Raw genomic sequence first — 16,895 nt, 5'->3', positions numbered from 1 at the left:
GCTCAAAAATTCATCGAAATCCGCGGCTTGTCGCGGTCTGGAACGCCCGGTTTGGCAGGGGTTCGACGCGTCATTCGGCCGATACAAAGGGCCAGAGCCGCACCCGCGCGCAAGATTACTTCGTCGGTCGGTCACAACGTTCTGAAGCGAATTTTTTGCGTGCAATCCCCTGAATTGGGATGCAGGCTCGACACGCTGCGGATGTTCCATCCCGCCCGACGATGATGAGGAGCACCATCACAATGAAAGACCTGCCCTTTACCCCTGTCGAGTACGACCGCCGCTTGAAACGGGCCCGTGCCGCGATGGAAGAGCGCGGCCTCGACGCCGTTTTCATCACCGATCCGTCCAACCAGAACTGGCTGACCGGCTATGACGGATGGTCCTTCTACGTGCACCAGGGGGCGATCCTGACGATGGACGGCCCGCCGCTTTGGTGGGGCCGGCACATGGACATGCTGGGGGGGCGCAGGACCTGTTGGATGGAGCACGATTTCATCCTTGGATATGGCGACCATTTCGTGCAGTCGACCGAACGCCATCCGATGCAGGATCTGGCGGAAGTGCTCAAGCGGTACGGGCTGGAAACCGCGACGATCGGCGTGGAAATGGAGAACTATTACTACTCCGCCAAGGCCCATGCCGTGCTGTGCGAGGAAATGCCGAAAGCCAAGATCGTCGACGCCACGACGCTTGTGAACTGGCAGCGGATCGTCAAATCCGAAGAGGAGCTGGTGTTGATCCGCAAGGCCGCCCGCATCTCGGAAAAGGTGATGCGCACCGCCATCGACATGGCGGAGCCCGGGCTGCGCAAGAACGACCTTGTGGCCAACATCCTGAAGGCCGGGATCGAGGGCGTGGATGACGACTGGGGCGACTATCCGGCGATCATGCCGCTGACCCCTTCGGGCCTCGATGCCACCGCCGCGCACCTGACTTGGAACGGCAACCCGATGCAGGCCGGCGAGGCGACTTTCTTCGAACTTTCAGGGTGTTACCGCCGCTATCATGCGCCGCTGTGCCGGACGGTTTTCCTTGGCGGCGAGCCGCCGCAGGACATACGCGACGCCGAGAGAGCGCAGCTGGAAGGCATCGAGGCGGGGCTGGAAGCGGCGCGCCCCGGCAACCGCACCTGCGATATCGCGCAGGCCCTTCTGGATGTTCTGGCCAAGTACGAAATCAAGCGCGAAGGGCGCATGGGCTACCCTGTCGGCGTCAGCTATCCACCCGACTGGGGCGAGCGGACGGCGTCGATCAGGTTGGAGGATGACACGGTGCTGGAACCCGGCATGGTGTTCCACTTCATGCCGGCCCTCTGGATGGATACCTGGGGTCTGGAGACGACCGAGACGATCCTGATCAACGAGGACGGACCGGCGGAATGCCTGTGCAACATGCCCCGGCAGATGTTCGTCAAGGACTGACGCGAATCAGCCGGCGGAAACCACGGTAAACGCTGGCTGAGACGCCGAAATGGCACGTCGGTATCGCGTCGGTATCCGGGTGGTATGGCGACGGTGTCATTTTCGGCATCCTGGCGGGTTTGCAGAGCGTACGGCGCATCGAGCCGGCGTTTACGTTTACTGCCGTACCGTGATCCAATCGCGGCCCAGAAGCGGACCGATATCGGCCCGATCCGCATCCTTGAGCTCCAACGTCCTGAGCTTGGGCAGGTCAGCAATCGGGGTCAGGTCGCGCACCGGCGTCGCGCTTAGATCGAGGCGGGAGAGCTCGGGCAAGCCTGACAAGGGCACAAGGTCGCTCACCTGCGTTTCGCTGAGATAGAGCCTGTTCAGGGACTTCATGCCCGAAAGGGACGAGAGATCCGACACCGCCGTTCGATCCATGTCGAGGGTCGTAAGTTGGGTCATCCCGGCGAGCGGCTTGATATCGGTGACGGCGGCGCCGCCGAGGTAAAGCGAGCGCAGCTCGGTCAGATCCGACAGCGGCGACAGGTCGGACACCGGCATGTCCCGAAGCGACAGGGTGTTCAACCGCGTCAAGCCTGCCAGCGGCGACAGGTCAGCCACCTCCGTCTGTTCCATCACCAGTTTGACCAATGTCGACACGTCGGCGAGGGGCGACAGGTCGGTCACGGCGGTCTGGGAAATGTCCAGTTCCTGCAGCGCGGGATGCCCGGCAAGCGGGGACAGGTCCGAGATGTCGGTCGCGAAGATCTGCAAAACGCGAAGGTTGGGCATATCCGCGACGAAGGAAATGTCGGAGATGTTGCTGGACCCGATGTTCAGCACGGTCAGATCGTTCAATTTCGACAAGGTGCTGAAATCGTTCACCTTCGCCCCGAAAAGGCTCAGACTGGTCAGGTTCGGCAGGCCGGTCAGCAGGCTCAGATCGTCAGCCTCGGCCCCCGTGCTCATGATCGTGCGGATCGAGGTATTGCCCTGAAACTCCGACAGCCAGCCGAATTGCGGGCCGCGCATCGAAACGATGCTATCGGATTGGGACGTCACGCATTGCGATCCGAAACGGATACCCGGCAAGCCGTCCGCGTCACAAGGGATCGGGGGACCGTTCTGTTCGGCGACGGTGGTGCGGGCTTTTTCGAGGATGAATTCCGAGGTTCGTGGCGCCCGCGCTTTGACGACCGGGTCCTTCGCCATCTCCTCGATCTTGGCCAGCAGCTTTTCGTCATGGCTGGGTTCAGCCGTGGCCTTGGGGGCGGTGGCCTGAGACCACGTCACGAGTCCCGCGCCCACGATAAGAATGACACCGAGGATCAGCCCGATAAATGCAATGTATTTAGACACTGTTCTGCCCCTGAAATGAAACTGCCACGCAATTGCTTTGCGCGGCAGTCTCTTTCTTCATTGGGACGAAAGATGGGCGTCCTTGGTCAATTTCAAAGGCGCGGCCTAGCTGGCCGCTTTCATCAGGCCTTCGTCTTTCAATTGCTTGTGCGCGAGGTCGAGGGCGATGTTTGCCCGTTCGACCAGCGTGTCGATCTCGGACTTGGTGATGACCAGCGGCGGCGAGATCACCATGCGGTCGCCGACGTGACGCATGATCAGGCCGTTGGAAAAGCAATGCTCGCGACAGATCAGGCCCGCGGTGCCGGCATCGGCGGCGAACCTGGCGCGGTTGGCCTTGTCGGGGCTGAGCGCGATGGAGCCCATCAGGCCGCAGATCGCGGCCTCGCCCACCAGCGGGTGATCGGCTAGGGTTTCCCATTTTTCCTTCAGGTAAGGCGCGGTTTCAGACCCGACGCGGGTGACGATGCCTTCCTCGTCGAGGATGCGCAGGTTTTCCAGCGCCACGGCGCAGGTCACCGGGTGGCCGGAATAGGTGTAGCCGTGGGCGAACTCGCAGCCGTTCAGCACCTCGGCCACCTCGTCGCTGACCAGTGAGCCGCCGACAGGGGCATAGCCCGAGCTGACACCCTTGGCGATGGTCATGACGTCGGGCTTGATGTCGAAGGTTTCCGAGCCGAACCAGTTGCCGGTGCGCCCGAAGCCGCAGATCACCTCGTCGGCGATCAACAGGATGTTGTACTTGCGGCAGATGCGCTGGATTTCGGGCCAGTAGGTTTCGGGCGGAACGATCACGCCGCCCGCGCCCTGCACCGGCTCGCCGATGAAGGCGGCGACCTTGTCTTCGCCCAGTTCGAGGATCTTTTCCTCGAGCTGGCGGGCGCGCTCAAGCCCGAATTCGGCTGGATCAGTGTCTTTTCCCTCGCCGTACCAGTAGGGCTGGTCGATGTGATGGATGTCGGGGATCGGCATGCCGCCCTGGGCATGCATCGCGGCCATCCCGCCCAAGCTGGCACTGCCCATGGACGAGCCATGGTATGCGTTCTTGCGGCTGATGATGGCCTTTTTCTCGGGGTGGCCCTTCTGCTCCCAATAGGTGCGCACGAGGCGGATATTGGTGTCGTTCGCCTCGGACCCCGAGGAGGCGAAGAAGACGTGATTCAGGTCGTGCGGCGTCAGCTGCGCCAGCTTGTCGGCCAGCGCGATGGCGGGCACGTGGGTCGTCTGGAAGAAGGTGTTGTAATAGGGCAGTTCCTTCATCTGGCGGGCGGCGGCCTCGGCCAGTTCCTCGCGGCCATAGCCGATATTGACGCACCACAGGCCCGCCATGGCGTCGAGATAATCATGCCCTTCGTTGTCGGTCAGGGTCACGCCCCTGGCGCGGGTGATAACGCGCGCGCCCTTCTTGTTGAGCGCATCGCCATGGGTGAAGGGGTGCAGGTGATGCGCGGCATCCAGCGCCTGCAGCTCGGCGGTGGGCATATGATTGGTGATGGCGGTCATGGCGGTACCTTTCATGATCGGGGGACCGGACAGGGCGGGCCGGTCCGTTTGCGCCAGAATATGATCAAATTATTCTGAGTCAATCGAATCACGTCAAACCGGCGGACTGCTCCAGCGAAACGCGGACCTGCTCCATTCCCTGGATCACGTCCTCGCGGATGGCGCGGGCCGCGGCTTCGGCATCGCGGGCGTGCATGGCGTCCAGCATATCCTTGTGCTTGTCCGGCAGGTTCTGGGTGCCCATGCGCCCGCAGACGACCCGCAGGGACGGGCCGAACCGCAGCCACAACCCATCGGCCAGATCGGCGAGTATGGGGGCGTCCGCGATGGTGTAGATATGCGCGTGAAAGGCGTAGTTCAGCTCGAGATAGGACCGCAGGTCGCCGCCGTCGATGGCCGCATCGAGGTCACTGTCGAGCGCGGTCAGGTGGTCGAGGTCTTCCAGTCCCGCACGCTCGGTCGCCCTTAAAGTAAGGTGCGGATCGAGCCATTGGCGGGCCAGGATCAGCTCGGAGATATTGTCGGCGGTCAAGGTCGGGACCACCACGCGGCGGTTGCCGCGAAACTCCAGCGCGCCCTCGGCGGTCAGCCGGCGGATCGCCTCGCGCACCGGGGTCATGCCGGCGCCAAGGCGGTCGGTCAGGCCCTGTATCGTCACCGCCTGCCCCGGCGCCAGGTCGCCGAACAGCACCAACGCGCGCAATTCGCGATAGATCAACTCATGCGCCGGAACGCGCGTCTCCGGCGCGCCATCGGTGCCGAATTTCTGGGCGTGTCTGGTCATTCGATCTGCTTTCCGTCGCGGCGATCCATGCAATCGCCTTGCGAGTTTAGCGGCTGCGTGAAAGCATTACCATATTGCCATGTCCGGTTTTGTTTGATCAAATCCCGGGCCAAGACGCAACAAGCGTCGAACCAAGGGGAGATACCGAATGACACAGAAGTTTCTGACCATGACCGCCGTTCTGGCGCTGGGCGCGACGAGCGCCATGGCGCAGGAAGTGCGCGTCTACAACTGGTCCGACTATATCGACGAAGACCTGCTGACCCAGTTCGAGGAAGAGACCGGGCTGGAGCTGGTCTATGACGTGTTCGACAGCAACGAAGTGCTGGAAACCAAGATGCTGGCCGGTGGCTCGGGCTATGACGTGGTAGTGCCGACGGGCAGCTTCCTGCTGCGCCAGATCCAGGCGGGCGCGTTCCAGAAGCTGGATTATGACCAGCTGCCCAACTCGGACAACCTGTGGGACGTGATCAAGGACCGCCTGACGGGCTATGATTCCGACATTCCGATCAGCGAATACGCGATCAACTACATGTGGGGCACGACGGGCATCGGCGTGAACACCGGCAAGGTGCAGGAAGTCCTGGGCGAAGATGCCCCGATCGACAGCCTGTCGCTGATCTTCGAGCCCGAGAACATGGAAAAGCTGGCCGAATGCGGCGTGCATTTCCTTGATGCGCCGGACGAGGTGATTCCGGCGGCGTTGACCTATCTTGGCCTCGACCCGAACAGCCATGACGAGGACGAGCTTGAACAGGCCGGCGAACTGCTGATGTCCGTGCGGCCGCATGTTCAGAAGTTCCACAGCAGCGAGTACATCAACGGGCTGGCCAATGGCGATATCTGCGTGGCGATCGGCTGGTCCGGGGACGTGCTGCAGGCGCGGGACCGTGCCGCCGAGGCGGATAACGGTGTCGAGATCGCCTATAACGCGCCGAGCGAAGGCGCGGTGATGTGGTTCGACATGATGGCGATCCCCGCCGACGCGCCGAACCCGGAGGGTGCGCACAAGTTCCTGAACTTCATCATGGATGCCGAGAACATGGCGGCGGCCTCGAACTATGTCTACTACGCCAATGGCAACAAGGCGTCGCAGGAGTATCTGGAGGAAGACGTGATCAACGATCCGGCAATCTATCCGTCGGAAGCCGCTCTTGAGAACACCTATATCAAGAAGCCCTATCCGGCGAAGGTGCAAAGGACGGTGACCCGTCTCTGGACCAAGATCAAGTCCGGCACGTAAGACACCAGACGTCAGGACCCGCGCAGCACGGTTGCGCGGGTTCATTCCTTCAAGGGGACAGCAATGCCGGAATGCAAGTTCGCGCCGTGGAACGATCCGAATGAAAAGCCGCTGATCCAGTTCAAGAACGTGACCAAGCGGTTCGGCACGTTCACCGCCATCGACGACCAGTCGTTCGACATCTACGCGCAGGAATTCTTTGCCCTGCTGGGCCCGTCGGGCTGTGGCAAGACGACGATGATGCGGATGCTGGCGGGGTTCGAGACGCCGACCGAGGGTACGATCCTGCTGGGCGGGCGTGACATCGCGCCGATCCCGCCCAACAAGCGGGAAGTGAACATGATGTTCCAGTCCTACGCGCTGTTTCCGCACCTGTCGGTGCGCGACAACATCGCGTTTGGCCTGAAGCGCGACAAGCTGCCCGCCGACAAGATCGCGGCACGGGTGGACGAGATGCTGAAGCTGACCCGGCTGGAGAAGTTCGCGGGCCGCAAGCCGCACCAGATTTCCGGCGGGCAACGGCAGCGCGTGGCGCTGGCGCGCAGCCTGGCAAAGGGGCCGAAGCTGCTTTTGCTTGATGAACCACTGGGGGCGCTGGATGCCAAGCTGCGGCAGGACACGCAGTTCGAGCTGATGGATATCCAGGAAAAGACCGGCACGACGTTCGTGATCGTCACCCACGACCAGGAAGAGGCGATGACCGTGGCCAGCCGCGTCGCGGTGATGGATGACGGTCGGATCGTGCAGATCGCCACGCCGGACGAGATTTACGAGGCGCCGATCTCGGCCTATGTGGCGGATTTCATCGGCGACGTGACGCTGTTTTCCGGCACGGCGATTAATCGGACGCCGGGGGCGAAGCCTGTGGCTGCCGACGCGTCCGAGACCGAGGCCGAACCTGCACCGCAAGAGGCCGAAACGCCTGAAACAGAGACTGTAGAGACGCCCGAGGCGGTGGCCGAGATCGGCGTACCGGCAGACCCGGAGGCGCCTGTCGCGTCCGATGACCCCGCGCCCGCCGAGCCGAAAGCGGCAAAGGCGAGACCTGCGCAAGGGCCGCAACCCAACAAGTTGGGTCTCTGGCTGCATGACAAGGTCTGGGCCAGGGTCTTTGGGCCACGCACCGATATCGTGCGGCAACTGCCGCCGCCAAGCGACGCGGAACGCACGGCGAAGCGTGAAGAACCAGAGACTGTTCCCGCCGAACCCAACGATATTCCGGAAGGCGGTATCACCATCGACTGGGCCGAGGGGCAGCCGCCTCTGATCGCGCTCGACGCGCCGGATCTGGAGGATGGCACGCAAGTGAAGCTGGCGCTGCGCCCCGAGAAGGTCGGCATTTCCAAGACCAGGCCCGACGCGGTCAACGCGCTGAAGGGCAAGGTGATCGACATCGCCTATCTCGGCAACCTGTCGACTTATCACGTCGAGTTGGAAAACGGCACGATGATCAAGGCGCAGCTGTCCAACACCCGCCGCATCTCGCGCCGGGACATCACCTGGGAAGACGAGGTCTGGGTCAGCTGGACCGGCACGGCGGGCGTGGTGCTGACATCATGAGGCGCGTGGCCCTCATCATCGTGCCTTACCTGTGGCTCCTGGCGCTGTTCCTGGTGCCGTTTGCCATCGTGCTGAAGATCAGCCTTTCGGATATCGAGCTGTCGATCCCGCCCTACACGCCGCAGCTGGACCTGTCCGAAGGGTGGGAGGGCGTGAAGGCGTTCTTCGCCGCGCTCGATTTCGAGAATTTCGTGTTCCTGACAGAGGACGACCTATACTGGAAATCCTACCTGTCCTCGCTGCAGATCGCGGTGATTTCGACCATCCTGACGCTGCTGGTGGGCTACCCGATCGCCTATGCCATGGCGCGCGCGCCGAACCACTGGCGGCCGACGCTGCTGATGCTGGTGATCCTGCCGTTCTGGACCAGCTTTCTGATCCGGGTCTATTCGTGGATGGGGATCCTGTCGACCGAAGGGTATCTGAACCAGCTTCTGCTGGGTTTGGATCTGATTTCGGAACCTCTGATGATTCTGAACACCAATGTCGCGGTCTATATCGGGATCATCTATACCTATCTGCCGTTCATGATCCTGCCGATCTATTCGACGCTGGAGCGAATGGATGACAGCCTGTTGGAAGCGGCCGAAGACCTTGGGTGTTCGCGGCTGACGGCCTTCTGGCTGGTGACGCTGCCACTGTCGAAGAACGGGATCATCGCGGGGTGCTTCCTTGTCTTCATCCCGGTGATGGGCGAATTCGTGATCCCGTCGCTGCTGGGCGGGTCGCAGACTCTGATGATCGGCAAGGTGCTGTTCGAGGAATTCTTCAACAACCGCGACTGGCCGGTGGCGAGCGCGGTGGCGGTGATCCTGCTGTTGATCCTGATCATTCCCATTGTGCTGTTCCAGCGCAACGAGCAGAAGCAGCGGGAGGCGGAAGGATGAGGGGCCGCAAAACTCTTGAGAAGAGTTTTGCCAAAAGCTTTCTCAAAGCTTTTGGCGCTCCGGCGTGGAAGGCTGTGCGATGAGACGCCTGTCATGGTTCAACACGACGTCCCTGACGCTGGGCTTTGCGTTCCTGTACCTGCCGATGGTCATTCTGGTGATCTACAGCTTCAACGCATCGCAGCTTGTGACTGTCTGGGCGGGATTCTCGACCAGGTGGTATGGCGAGCTGTTGCAGAACGAGGCGTTCCTCGATGCGGCCTGGGTCACGTTGCAGGTGGCGGTCGTCAGCTCCACCATCGCGACGGTGCTGGGCACGATGGCGGCCTATGTGCTGGTGCGCGCCGGGCGATTCTGGGGCCGGACGCTGTTTTCGGGCATGATCTATGCGCCGCTGGTGATGCCCGAGGTGATCACGGGCTTGTCGCTCTTGCTTTTGTTCATCGGGATCGGGCTGGACCGGGGGGTGCTGACGATCATCCTGGCGCACACGACCTTTTCGATGTGTTTCGTGTCGGTCGTGGTATCCTCGCGGCTGATCAGTTTCGACAGGTCGCTGGAAGAGGCGGCGCTGGACCTGGGCTGTTCCCCGTTCCAGGCGTTCCGGCTGGTCACACTGCCGATCATCGCGCCGGCGGTGATTTCCGGTTGGTTGCTGGCATTCACGCTGTCGCTGGACGACCTGGTGATCGCCAGCTTTACCGCCGGGCCGTCGGCCACGACGCTGCCGATCAAGATCTGGTCGTCGATCAGGCTGGGCGTCAGCCCCGAGATCAATGCGCTGTCGACGATCCTGATCGCGATCGTGGCGGTGGGAGTCATCGGCGCGTCGCTGATTTCCAAGCGCCAGCTGCTGCGGCAGGACGCCGATGAAAAGGCCGCGGTGCGGGCCGAGGCGTGAGCATGCTCAAACGAATCTGGGAAGACGGCGCTTACGGCGCCGCGCCGGTGGCCGATTGCTGGTGGGCCGATACCGTGCCGCCGGGCGATTGGCCGGCGTTGCAGGGCGACACGACGACCGAGGTCGCGGTCATCGGCGCAGGGTTCACCGGGCTGAACGCGGCGCTTGCCCTGGCCGAGTCGGGCGTCGGCGTGACCGTGCTGGAGGCGCAGCATCCGTTCTGGGGCGCGTCGGGGCGCAATGGCGGGTTCTGTTGCCTGGGCGGGGCCAAGGCCAGCCATGCCACCATGAAAGCGAAGTTCGGCGAGGCCGAGGCGCGTGGATTTGCGCAGGCGGAACTGGCGGCGGTCGCGCATGTGGGCGGCCTGATCGACCGGCTGGGGCTGGATGTCGACTGCCATTCGGAAGGCGAGACGCAGCTGGCGCACCGCCCACGCGATTTCGACGCGATGCGCGAGGATGTCGAGGCGACGCGGGCTCTTTATGGTGTCACGCCGACCATTACCCCGCCAGACGAGCTGGCGCAGGTGGGGCTTCGGGGGCCGTTTTACGGCGCGTCGACCATGCCGATCGGCTTTGCCCTCAACCCGCGGAAATACGCGCTTGGCCTGTGCCAGGCGGCCGAGGCGGCGTGGGCCGTGGTGCATGGGCACAGCCCGGTCACCCGGATCGAGAGTTTGGCCGATGGGCGCTATCGGCTGCACACCGATAAAGGCTCTGTTACAGCCGAAAAAATCATTATCGCCACGAACGGCTATAGCTCGGACAACCTGCCCGACTGGATGGACGGGCGGTACCTGCCGACACAATCGAGCGTGATCGTCACGCGGCCCATGAGCGATGACGAGCTGGCCGCGCAGGGCTGGACCAGCCGGCAGATGTGCTACGATTCACGGCACCTGCTGCACTATTTCCGCCTGATGCCGGACAACCGGATGCTGATGGGGATGCGCGGCGGGCTGCGGCATTCGCCCGGCACCGAGGCGCAGATCAGGGCGATGATCCGCGCCGATTTCGAAAAGATGTTTCCCGCCTGGACGCATGTGGAAACGCCACATTATTGGTCCGGCTTCGTGTGCTTGTCGCGCGACCTGATGCCTTATGCAGGGCCGATTCCCGAGATGCCGGGCGGGTTCGCGGCGTTCGCCTATCACGGGAACGGGGTGTCGATGGGCAGTTACGCCGGGCGTCTGTTGGCAGATCTGGTTCGTGGCCAGACGCCCGAGACGCCCTATCCCGCACCGTTGCGACATACGCCGCGCAAGTTCCCGCTGGGCCGGTTTCGCCGGATGCTGATGCGGCCGGCCTACCTGCATTACGCCTGGCTCGATCGCTAGCCCTGCGGGGTCTTTGCCGCCTTGGCCTTTCCGCGTTGAAGGCCAAGCTGACGTTCGCGCAGGATAATGATGATCCCGGCCAGCACGATCAGCGCGGCGCCGATCAGCATTTGCGATGTCGGCACCTCGTCGAAGATGAAGTACCCGATGGCGATGGCGAACAGCATCGAGGCGTAGTCGAAGGGCGCGATGACGCTGGCATCGGCAAAGCGGTAGGCGGAGGTCAGGAAGATCTGGGCGAGCCCGCCGAAGAGACCGGCGAGCACGAGGTAAACAGTCTCCGTTCCGCCCGGAATGACCCATCCGAAGGGCAGGGTCAGCAACGACAGCAGCGTCGAGGTAAGCGAGAAATAAAATACGATCGCACTGGTCTGTTCGGTCTGGACCAGCTTGCGGATGTAGATCTGCGCCAGCGCGGCACAGACCGCGCCCAGAAGGACCAGCACCGCGCCGACCGCCTGCGCGGTTTCCACCGTCGGCCCGCCCAGCGTGGTCAGGCGCGGCGTCAGCACCACCAGAACGCCGACGAGGCCCAACGCCACGGCGGCAAGTCGAAAGACGCCGACCTTTTCATCGAGAAACATCGCCGCGAAGACCACCACCAGCAGCGGGGCGGCATAGCTGAGCGCCGTGACTTCGGGCAGGGGCAACAGGCCGAGACCGGCAAACGTCAGGCCCATTGCCGTGGTGCCGACGAAGCCGCGCCAGAAATGGCCCATGCGCGACGCCACTTTCAGGCCCGTGGACATTTCCCCGCGGATCGCGAGCCAGGCGAGGATCACCGGGATTGCGAAGAACGAGCGGAAGAAAACCGCCTGTCCTGGTGGAACAGTGTCTGATGCGGCCTTGATCAGGGCCGACATGACGATGAACAGCGTCACCGCGACAAGCTTGAGGGCAATACCCTTGAGAGGTTTCATGGAGCGTCTCCGTCCCATTGACCTGACCGAAAGTAGTGGCAAAATCAATCTACAAGCGTGCAAGGCCGCTATGACGCGAATGATCCAGGCTGGGCCACGGCACGTAACGCTCTATCATTACGGAGTATGATGATGCGCTTTCTTCTCGGCCTCGTGGCCGCTGTTTTCGCCCTTCCCGCGCTTGCGCTGGACCTGCAATCCACCTTCACCAATATTGACGGCGGCACGCACCGATTGTCGCATTGGCAAGGTCAGCCGGTGCTGGTGGTGAACACCGCGTCGATGTGCGGGTTCACCGGGCAATATTCGGATTTGCAGGCGCTTTACGACACCTACCGCGACCGGGGACTGGTGGTGCTGGCCGTGCCGTCGGACGATTTCAACCAGGAGCTGGCGAGCGAGGACGAGGTCAAGGATTTCTGCGAGGTGAACTATGACCTGACCTTGCCGATGACCGGCATCACCAAGGTACGGGGCGCGGACGCGCATCCTTTCTATCGCTCGGTCGCACAGGAAGCCGGGTTCACGCCGCGCTGGAACTTCAACAAGATCCTGCTGAGCCCCGAGGGCAAGGTCGTGGGCACCTACGGTTCGCCCGTCAAGCCGATGTCGTCCACGATCACCGGCGAGATCGAGAAGATGCTGGCCCGGACGGGCGGCTGATCGGCGTGATCGCGTCGGCCTCCTTGCTGGGGGCGATGCTGTACAGCTTGCGATATGCGCGCGAGAAATGCGTGGGGCTTGTGAAACCGCAGAGAACGCTGATGTCGGTGATGCTCATCTCGGTCTGACGCAGCAGATTTCGAGCCTTTTCCAGCCGAATTTCGAGGTAATAGCGGCTGGGCGAGATATTGAGGAAGGCCATGAAAAGTCGCTCCAACTGCCGCACCGAGACGCCGACCATCGCCGCCAGTTCACTGAGCTTCAGTGGGTCTTCGATATTGCCGCGCATGATCTCGATCGCCTGCGTCAGACGGCGGTTGCCACGCCCGACGCGGGCGGGCAGCGACAGGCGCTGCGACTGGCTGTGGTCGCGCGGCGCGGTATAGACCATCTGCTCGGCCACGTATTCCACCAGTTTGGGCCCGTAATCCTCGCCGATGAGGTGCAGCATGAGGTCCATCGAGGAGGCACCACCGGCACAGGAAAACACGCGGCCGTCCACCGAATAGATCGTGTCCTGCACGGTGACCTGCGGCAGCGCCTCGGTCAGGGCATCGACATATTCCCAATGGGTGCTGACCCGCCGCCCCGCGATCAGCCCCGCCAGCGCGAGGGTATAGGCGCCGCTGCTGAGCGAGCCGAAACTGATACCCTTGCGCGTCTCGCGGCGCAGCCAGGCAAGTACGTCCTTGGTGCTGCCCGCCGCAGCCGCATGTCCGGCACAGACCACCAGCGTATCGTCGCGGCGCAACTCCTCCAGCGCGCCGTCGACGGCCACGGTGACACCATTCCAGGCCCGCGCGACGGCGCCATCGGCACTGAGAAGGCGCCATTCATAGTAGTCGCGGGTGCTGGATTGCCGGTTCGCGAGACTGAGGGTTTCCAGCGCACAGGTGAAGCCCAGCATGGAAAAGCCGGGGATCAGCAGGAAGACATACCGTTTCGGCGGTTGGGTGCTGTCGCGCATCGAGAGGTCCCTGGCTGTGGGTCACGAAAGGCTCCCCGGCGGGAGGCATGATCGTGTACTCTTCATCCTGACCGGCCCTGCCCGTCGCGTTTGATTTCGGCACGAAGATGTCCGCAGGCGACATGACTCGACCCGATCCGCCAAATTCGGCCTGCACCGGTGCATCGCCTCAGGACACGCCCCAGTCCATCACCACCTTGCCGGAATTGCCCGAGATCATCGCGGCGAAGCCTTCCTCGAACGCGTCGATGCCGATCCGGTGCGTAATCAGGCCGGACACGTCCAGCCCCGACTGCACCAGCGCGATCATCTTGTACCACGTCTCGTACATTTCGCGGCCGTAGATACCCTTGATATGCAGCATCTTGAAAATGACGGTGTTCCAGTCGACCGGGAATTCGGTGGGAGCGATGCCCAGCAGGGCGACCTTGCCGCCGTTGTTCATGCGCGCGATCATCTGTTGCATGGCCGCCGAGGCGCCGGACATTTCAAGGCCAACGTCGAAGCCTTCGGTCATGCCGATCTGATCCATCACGTCGCGCAGCTGTTCGCGGCTGGTATCGACCACGTGTTGCACGCCCATCTTTTGGGCGAGGTCTAGGCGATAGGGGTTGATGTCGGTGATCACGGTCTTTCGCGCGCCGACCTTCTGCGCCACGAGAGCGCCCATGATGCCGATGGGGCCGGCGCCGGTGACCAGCACATCCTCGCCCACCAGGTCAAAGCTGAGCGCGGTGTGCACCGCGTTGCCGAACGGGTCGAAGATGGCGGCGATCTCGTCGGGGATATCCTCGGGGATCGGCACCACGTTGGATTCGGGGATGCAGAGATACTCGGCAAAGCTGCCGGGGCGGTTGACGCCGACGCCCTTGGTGTTGCGGCAGAGGTGCCCACGCCCGGCGCGGCAGTTGCGGCAGGCGCCACAGACGATGTGCCCCTCGCCGCTGACTCGCTGGCCGATCCGGTATTTCAGCGCGGCGGGGCCCATATCGACGATCTCGCCCACGAATTCGTGGCCGACGACCATGGGCACGGGCACGGTCTTGGCGCTGAATTCGTCCCATTTCCAGATATGCACGTCAGTGCCGCAAATGGCCGATTTCTTGACCTTGATCAGCACGTCGCTCGGCCCCGGTTCGGGGACCGGCACGTGTTCCATCCACAGGCCCGGTTCGGGTTTGGACTTCACGAGGGCTTTCATCTGGTTCTGCATGGTCTAGTCCCACAAATCGGTGCTGAGATACTTGAGGCCGCTGTCGCACATCACGATAGCGATTGTGCCGCCCTGTTCCACGCCGCCCAGAAGCTGGATCGCGCCGGCAAGGTTGGCCCCGGCGGAATAGCCGGCGAATATGCCCTCGGTGCGGGCCAGCAGGCGGGCGGCCTCGGCGGCGTCGCGGCCGGAAACAGTGACTGTTCCGGCCAGATTGGCGTTTTTCAGATGCGTGAGGTCCGGCATGGAATAGCCGCCGCCCTGGATCGGATGGCCGGGTTTGTCAGGGTCGATGCCGTAACAGCGCACGCCTTTTGGGCCAAGATAGGCCGCTACCCCGGCCAGCGTGCCGCCGGAGCCGACGAAGTCGCAAAAGGCGGTGACTGCGCCGCCCGACTGCGCCCAGATCTCTGGCCCGGTGCCCATCTCGTGCGCCATGGGATTGCCCGCCCGCTCGAACTGGTCGGCGCGGTAGGCGCCTCTCTCCGCGGTGATGTCCTGCGCGGCGGCCTCGACCAGCGCGAGGTCCGCGCCCGATACCTCGCCCTTGCGGCTGCCATTGGCCTGCGGGACGAGGATCACCTCTGCCCCCAACGCCCGCATCATCCGGGCGCGCTCCTCGGAATTGCCTTCGCTCATCACCGCGACGAACGGATGCCCCAAGACGCCACAGACGATGGCGAGACCCGTGCCCATGTTGCCCGAGGTAAGTTCCACCACCGTCTGGCCCGGCGCAAGCTCGCCCGTGGCACGCGCGCCTTCGATGATCGCCCGCGCCGCGCGGTCCTTCTTGGAAAAGCCCGGCATCAGGTAATCGAGCTTGGCGAGGATGCAGCCGTCGAGGTTCAATGCGTCTCTGATCCGGCTCAATTCGACCAAGGGGGTCTCTCCCATGGCCTCGATGACGGAGGGCAGGACGGTCACGGGATGACCTCCAGTTCACGGCCCACCGCCTCGAACGCGTCGATGGCGCGGTCCAGCATGGGCCGCGTCAGGGCCGCGCTCATCTGGGTGCGGATGCGGTCCTGTTCGCGCGGCACGACAGGAAAGCTGAAGGCGGTGACATAGACGCCGCGGTCGTTCAGCCGTTTGGCCATCTCCTGCGCCAGCTTGGGGTCGCGCAGCATGACGGGGATGATCGCATGCTGCCCGGGCAACAGCTCGAAGCCCAGCTTGCCCATCCGCTCGCGGAAATACGCGGCGTTGTCCCAAAGCTGGCCTCGCAAGGCGTCGCCCCGTTCCTCCAAAAGGTCAAATACGCGCAAGGACGCGGCGGCGATGACCGGGGCCAGCGTGTTGGAAAACAGGTAAGGCCGCGAGCGCTGGCGCAGCCATTCCACAACCGGCGCGCTGGCCGCGGTATAGCCGCCCGAGGCACCGCCCATCGCCTTGCCCAGCGTGCCGGTCAGGATATCGACGCGGCCCATGACGCCGCAATGTTCATGGCTGCCGCGCCCGGTGTCGCCCAGGAACCCGGTGGCGTGGCAGTCATCGACCATGACCATCGCGTCATAGCGCTCGGCCAGGTCGCAGATCTGGTCCAGCTTGGCGATATAGCCATCCATGCTGAACACCCCGTCGGTGGCGATCAGGCGGTGGCGCGCGCCCTCCGCCTCTTTCAGGCAGCGTTCCAGATCCGCCGTGTCACTGTTGGCATAGCGATAGCGCTGCGCCTTGCACAGGCGCACACCGTCGATGATGCTGGCGTGGTTCAGGGCGTCGGATATGATGGCGTCCTCGGGACCCAGAATCGTCTCGAACAAACCTGCATTCGCGTCGAAGGCGGCGGCGTACAGGATGCTGTCATCGGTCCCCAGGAAGTCTGCAATCCGGGCTTCCAACGCCTTGTGCTCTTCCTGCGTGCCGCAGATAAAGCGCACGCTGGCCATGCCGAACCCGTAGCGGTCGAGCGCGGCGTGCGCGGCGGCAATCACCTCCGGATCGTCGGCAAGGCCAAGGTAATTGTTGGCACAAAGGTTCACGACCTCGTGCCCGCCTTCCAGCGTGACCTCGCCCGCCTGCATCGAGGTGATTACCCGTTCGGTCTTGTAAAGCCCGTCATCGCGCAGCCCGTCGAGGCGACCGGCAATATCCGCGTCAAATTTCTCGGCCGCCCGCATGGTGCGCTCCCTCTGGCGTTCATCGTTCC

The 16,895-nt window shown here is 63.3% G+C and carries 15 protein-coding genes; 7 read left to right on the top strand and 8 right to left on the bottom strand.

Annotated elements, in window-relative coordinates; all coding sequences use genetic code 11:
• Nucleotides 1-236: 236 nt before the first annotated feature.
• Complete coding sequence (locus tag RBB18_RS08645; RefSeq protein WP_103763694.1) at nucleotides 237-1,424, top strand: M24 family metallopeptidase; 1,188 nt, start codon at nucleotides 237-239, stop codon at nucleotides 1,422-1,424.
• 156 nt (nucleotides 1,425-1,580) lie between these two features.
• Here the strand turns inward: RBB18_RS08645 and RBB18_RS08640 are convergent, their stop codons facing one another.
• From RBB18_RS08640 to RBB18_RS08630, 3 genes are all read right to left on the bottom strand, one after another.
• Entirely contained in the window at nucleotides 1,581-2,768 is a 1,188-nt protein-coding gene (locus RBB18_RS08640; protein WP_306110884.1) for a leucine-rich repeat domain-containing protein, read from the bottom strand.
• A 105-nt stretch (nucleotides 2,769-2,873) separates the two neighbouring features.
• Complete coding sequence (locus tag RBB18_RS08635; protein ID WP_306110883.1) at nucleotides 2,874-4,271, bottom strand: aspartate aminotransferase family protein; 1,398 nt, start codon at nucleotides 4,269-4,271, stop codon at nucleotides 2,874-2,876.
• 88 nt (nucleotides 4,272-4,359) lie between these two features.
• A complete protein-coding gene (locus RBB18_RS08630; RefSeq protein WP_274593625.1) occupies nucleotides 4,360-5,055 on the bottom strand; it encodes a GntR family transcriptional regulator in 696 nt (231 codons plus the stop codon).
• Between the two features lie 148 nt (nucleotides 5,056-5,203).
• On the opposite strand from RBB18_RS08630, the gene RBB18_RS08625 reads away from it, so the two are divergent.
• The 5 genes from RBB18_RS08625 (at nucleotide 5,204) to RBB18_RS08605 (ending at nucleotide 10,983) form a co-directional block, all read left to right on the top strand.
• Nucleotides 5,204-6,298, top strand: coding sequence for a polyamine ABC transporter substrate-binding protein (locus tag RBB18_RS08625; RefSeq protein ID WP_103763636.1), 1,095 nt, complete (start codon nucleotides 5,204-5,206; stop codon nucleotides 6,296-6,298).
• A gap of 63 nt (nucleotides 6,299-6,361) precedes the next feature.
• Entirely contained in the window at nucleotides 6,362-7,858 is a 1,497-nt protein-coding gene (locus RBB18_RS08620; RefSeq protein WP_306110882.1) for an ABC transporter ATP-binding protein, read from the top strand.
• Complete coding sequence (locus tag RBB18_RS08615; protein ID WP_306110881.1) at nucleotides 7,855-8,745, top strand: ABC transporter permease subunit; 891 nt, start codon at nucleotides 7,855-7,857, stop codon at nucleotides 8,743-8,745. The genes RBB18_RS08620 and RBB18_RS08615 overlap by 4 nt, the downstream gene beginning before the upstream one ends.
• A gap of 79 nt (nucleotides 8,746-8,824) precedes the next feature.
• On the top strand, nucleotides 8,825-9,646 hold the full coding sequence (locus tag RBB18_RS08610) for an ABC transporter permease (RefSeq protein WP_103763639.1): 822 nt from the start codon (nucleotides 8,825-8,827) through the stop codon (nucleotides 9,644-9,646).
• A gap of 2 nt (nucleotides 9,647-9,648) precedes the next feature.
• Complete coding sequence (locus RBB18_RS08605) at nucleotides 9,649-10,983, top strand: FAD-binding oxidoreductase (protein WP_306110880.1); 1,335 nt, start codon at nucleotides 9,649-9,651, stop codon at nucleotides 10,981-10,983.
• Here the strand turns inward: RBB18_RS08605 and RBB18_RS08600 are convergent.
• On the bottom strand, nucleotides 10,980-11,903 hold the full coding sequence (locus RBB18_RS08600) for a DMT family transporter (RefSeq protein ID WP_103763641.1): 924 nt from the start codon (nucleotides 11,901-11,903) through the stop codon (nucleotides 10,980-10,982). The two genes, RBB18_RS08605 and RBB18_RS08600, sit on opposite strands and share 4 nt — an antisense overlap.
• A 129-nt stretch (nucleotides 11,904-12,032) precedes the next feature.
• On the opposite strand from RBB18_RS08600, the gene RBB18_RS08595 reads away from it, so the two are divergent.
• The gene (locus RBB18_RS08595; RefSeq protein ID WP_371931612.1) at nucleotides 12,033-12,566 is read left to right on the top strand and encodes a glutathione peroxidase; all 534 of its coding nucleotides are present in this window, start codon (nucleotides 12,033-12,035) and stop codon (nucleotides 12,564-12,566) included.
• Here RBB18_RS08595 and RBB18_RS08590 read toward each other — a convergent pair.
• The 4 genes from RBB18_RS08590 to RBB18_RS08575 form a co-directional block, all read right to left on the bottom strand.
• Nucleotides 12,523-13,533: a GlxA family transcriptional regulator gene (locus RBB18_RS08590; protein WP_306110879.1), complete on the bottom strand. Its 1,011-nt coding sequence runs from the start codon at nucleotides 13,531-13,533 to the stop codon at nucleotides 12,523-12,525. The genes RBB18_RS08595 and RBB18_RS08590 overlap by 44 nt on opposite strands.
• 169 nt (nucleotides 13,534-13,702) lie before the next feature.
• Nucleotides 13,703-14,734 (bottom strand): L-threonine 3-dehydrogenase, encoded by a 1,032-nt coding sequence (gene tdh / locus RBB18_RS08585; protein ID WP_211286154.1) that lies wholly within the window; start codon nucleotides 14,732-14,734, stop codon nucleotides 13,703-13,705.
• Nucleotides 14,735-14,749: 15 nt separating this feature from the next.
• The gene (locus RBB18_RS08580; RefSeq protein ID WP_274593621.1) at nucleotides 14,750-15,670 is read right to left on the bottom strand and encodes a PLP-dependent cysteine synthase family protein; all 921 of its coding nucleotides are present in this window, start codon (nucleotides 15,668-15,670) and stop codon (nucleotides 14,750-14,752) included.
• Nucleotides 15,667-16,866 (bottom strand): glycine C-acetyltransferase, encoded by a 1,200-nt coding sequence (locus tag RBB18_RS08575; protein ID WP_306110878.1) that lies wholly within the window; start codon nucleotides 16,864-16,866, stop codon nucleotides 15,667-15,669. The genes RBB18_RS08580 and RBB18_RS08575 overlap by 4 nt, the downstream gene beginning before the upstream one ends.
• Nucleotides 16,867-16,895: the final 29 nt, after the last annotated feature.

This window comes from Roseovarius sp. MMSF_3298 (genome assembly GCF_030733705.1).
Classification (GTDB): Bacteria; Pseudomonadota; Alphaproteobacteria; order Rhodobacterales; family Rhodobacteraceae; genus Roseovarius; species Roseovarius confluentis.
This window is presented reverse-complemented; position numbering and strand designations above follow the sequence as displayed.

Coding starts and splice junctions, on each gene's coding strand:
- RBB18_RS08575 (WP_306110878.1), bottom strand. CDS start 16,866: ATGCGGGCGGCCGAGAAATTTGACGCGGATATTGCCGGTCGCCTCGAC.
- RBB18_RS08625 (WP_103763636.1), top strand. CDS start 5,204: ATGACACAGAAGTTTCTGACCATGACCGCCGTTCTGGCGCTGGGCGCG.
- RBB18_RS08605 (WP_306110880.1), top strand. CDS start 9,649: ATGCTCAAACGAATCTGGGAAGACGGCGCTTACGGCGCCGCGCCGGTG.
- RBB18_RS08595 (WP_371931612.1), top strand. CDS start 12,033: ATGATGCGCTTTCTTCTCGGCCTCGTGGCCGCTGTTTTCGCCCTTCCC.
- RBB18_RS08620 (WP_306110882.1), top strand. CDS start 6,362: ATGCCGGAATGCAAGTTCGCGCCGTGGAACGATCCGAATGAAAAGCCG.
- RBB18_RS08600 (WP_103763641.1), bottom strand. CDS start 11,903: ATGAAACCTCTCAAGGGTATTGCCCTCAAGCTTGTCGCGGTGACGCTG.
- RBB18_RS08590 (WP_306110879.1), bottom strand. CDS start 13,533: ATGCGCGACAGCACCCAACCGCCGAAACGGTATGTCTTCCTGCTGATC.
- RBB18_RS08615 (WP_306110881.1), top strand. CDS start 7,855: ATGAGGCGCGTGGCCCTCATCATCGTGCCTTACCTGTGGCTCCTGGCG.
- RBB18_RS08610 (WP_103763639.1), top strand. CDS start 8,825: ATGAGACGCCTGTCATGGTTCAACACGACGTCCCTGACGCTGGGCTTT.
- RBB18_RS08630 (WP_274593625.1), bottom strand. CDS start 5,055: ATGACCAGACACGCCCAGAAATTCGGCACCGATGGCGCGCCGGAGACG.
- tdh (WP_211286154.1), bottom strand. CDS start 14,734: ATGAAAGCCCTCGTGAAGTCCAAACCCGAACCGGGCCTGTGGATGGAA.
- RBB18_RS08635 (WP_306110883.1), bottom strand. CDS start 4,271: ATGACCGCCATCACCAATCATATGCCCACCGCCGAGCTGCAGGCGCTG.